We start from the raw sequence: 1,550 nt of genomic DNA, 5'->3' as shown, positions 1-1,550 counted from the left end.
TGGCTTTAAGTAAGGTTGGTATCCTTGAGACTTTAATAAATTAGCAGTAGCTTGAGCCGCTTGTTGAGTAGCTTGAAATGTTATATCGACTGTATACACCTCACGGTTTGACTGTTGGCCTCTAACAATAACCGTGTGGGTAATACCAGGAGCTATCTGATTCGATACCCGTGATTCTTTTAAATTACCTTTCCCTAAAGGCAGTGAATGCGAATAATATTTGTCCCTTTGCTTTGATTCTTGGTTAGCTCTGCTAACAAGTGGTTCGACTACTGCTAGAACCAAAGAGCATGGGACTACTAAATATAGAGCTATTGTCTTGTTGTGGAGACGGACTTTCCAGTTCATGATTTTCTCTTGTAGCTAAATTGGCAGTAAAATCAACTACAAGTACTATGAGCTATCAAATATTTTTAATATTTGTAGCCGGAAATAGAACTTAAAGTAAATTGTTTGAAATATGTGTTGTTGATTTGGAGTAAATTTAATGGCAAAGATTTAATGACTAGTTGTGTTTGATTAAACATTAGGTTAAGCTCTTGTTCTATCCTGAATATAGTAATGAGTTCAACTGTGGTTCCAAAATGGTTCCATAATCAGGCACGCCAATAGCTTCGCCAGCTTTGGATGCTAACTCAGTATATAACCGACCAAGACTGTCGAGCGCTTGTCGCATTTTCAGCTTCAACCTCTTCCACCCAAGAGTTGCAAGAGAGAAATTGTCACAATACTGTGCAAAAACAGGAAGACCCCTTAACGATGTAATTAGGGAATTACTGCGTTCTTTAAAGGTTGATAGTGAGGAAGTATCGGAGAATTTACCAGACTCTAAAGTTTCGGAAGTAACTCGGCTTCAAAAATAAATCAATAAATGAAGAAGAGGATAATACAGGACTGCTTACAAGACTCAAATATGTTTTGTTAGGGTACTGAGTAATTCTTTTATTGTATTAACTCCATCCTCTACGCATTCAATTGCCAGTTGAGCATAATATTTAACCTGCTCCCACCAAGAATTGCTGGGTTCTGCATCTGTGTCCATACCCCTCAATTATTACTTCCATACCTATTCATAATTAGAAAGCAAAATTATTTAATAAAAAATAGACTTGAGTTATATATCGTTGCCTCAAATATTTTAGGCGCATAATGCACTATGTCGAGCAACAAGATTTGATAAAACTGCTATTAACTCATCTGGATCAAATGGTTTTGTCAGGTACGTAGAAAAACCTGCATTTAGAACCAGAGAATGCGTTTCATCTGACGTACACGTTGTCAAAGCTATGGCGGGAATTTCCTTGATTTTTTGAGTAAGATTTCTAATTTGGCGAATTAACGAATAACCATCCTCAACGGGCATCTGGATATCGCAGATAAGAATGTTTGCTTGCAATAGCTTGATTGCATTGAAAGCTTCATAGGCTGAAGTTACAGCCGTTACTTGTACATTATATTGTTCAAGGATAAACTGAATTAATTCCAGGTGATCCAGATTGTCATCTACTACTAACACCCGCAATCCTTTCAAGGTTTGTAGATAATTCATC

The 1,550-nt window shown here is 37.0% G+C and carries 4 protein-coding genes; all 4 read right to left on the bottom strand.

The window, feature by feature from the left end:
• The coding region (locus H6G26_RS41665; protein ID WP_199327309.1) for a hypothetical protein at window positions 1-348 on the bottom strand (348 nt) is incomplete at its 3' end.
• Window positions 349-544: 196 nt separating this feature from the next.
• Window positions 545-676, bottom strand: a complete 132-nt coding sequence (locus H6G26_RS44155) for a hypothetical protein (RefSeq protein ID WP_277883983.1) — start codon at window positions 674-676, stop codon at window positions 545-547.
• 231 nt (window positions 677-907) lie between these two features.
• A complete protein-coding gene (locus H6G26_RS44150) occupies window positions 908-1,042 on the bottom strand; it encodes a hypothetical protein (protein ID WP_277883982.1) in 135 nt (44 codons plus the stop codon).
• A gap of 96 nt (window positions 1,043-1,138) precedes the next feature.
• On the bottom strand, window positions 1,139-1,550 hold a 412-nt coding region (locus H6G26_RS41660; RefSeq protein ID WP_190737993.1), incomplete at its 5' end, for a response regulator.

The sequence above is a fragment of the Nostoc sp. FACHB-888 genome (genome assembly GCF_014696655.1).
In the GTDB taxonomy this organism is placed as follows: Bacteria; Cyanobacteriota; Cyanobacteriia; order Cyanobacteriales; family Nostocaceae; genus Nostoc.
The sequence above is the reverse complement of the archived record's forward strand: the minus strand, read 5'-3'. Positions and strand labels throughout refer to the sequence as shown.

What these genes read in the sequence shown, in the direction of transcription:
- H6G26_RS44155 (WP_277883983.1), bottom strand. Translation starts at nt 676, where the DNA reads ATGCGACAAGCGCTCGACAGTCTTGGTCGGTTATATACTGAGTTAGCA.
- H6G26_RS44150 (WP_277883982.1), bottom strand. Translation starts at nt 1,042, where the DNA reads ATGGACACAGATGCAGAACCCAGCAATTCTTGGTGGGAGCAGGTTAAA.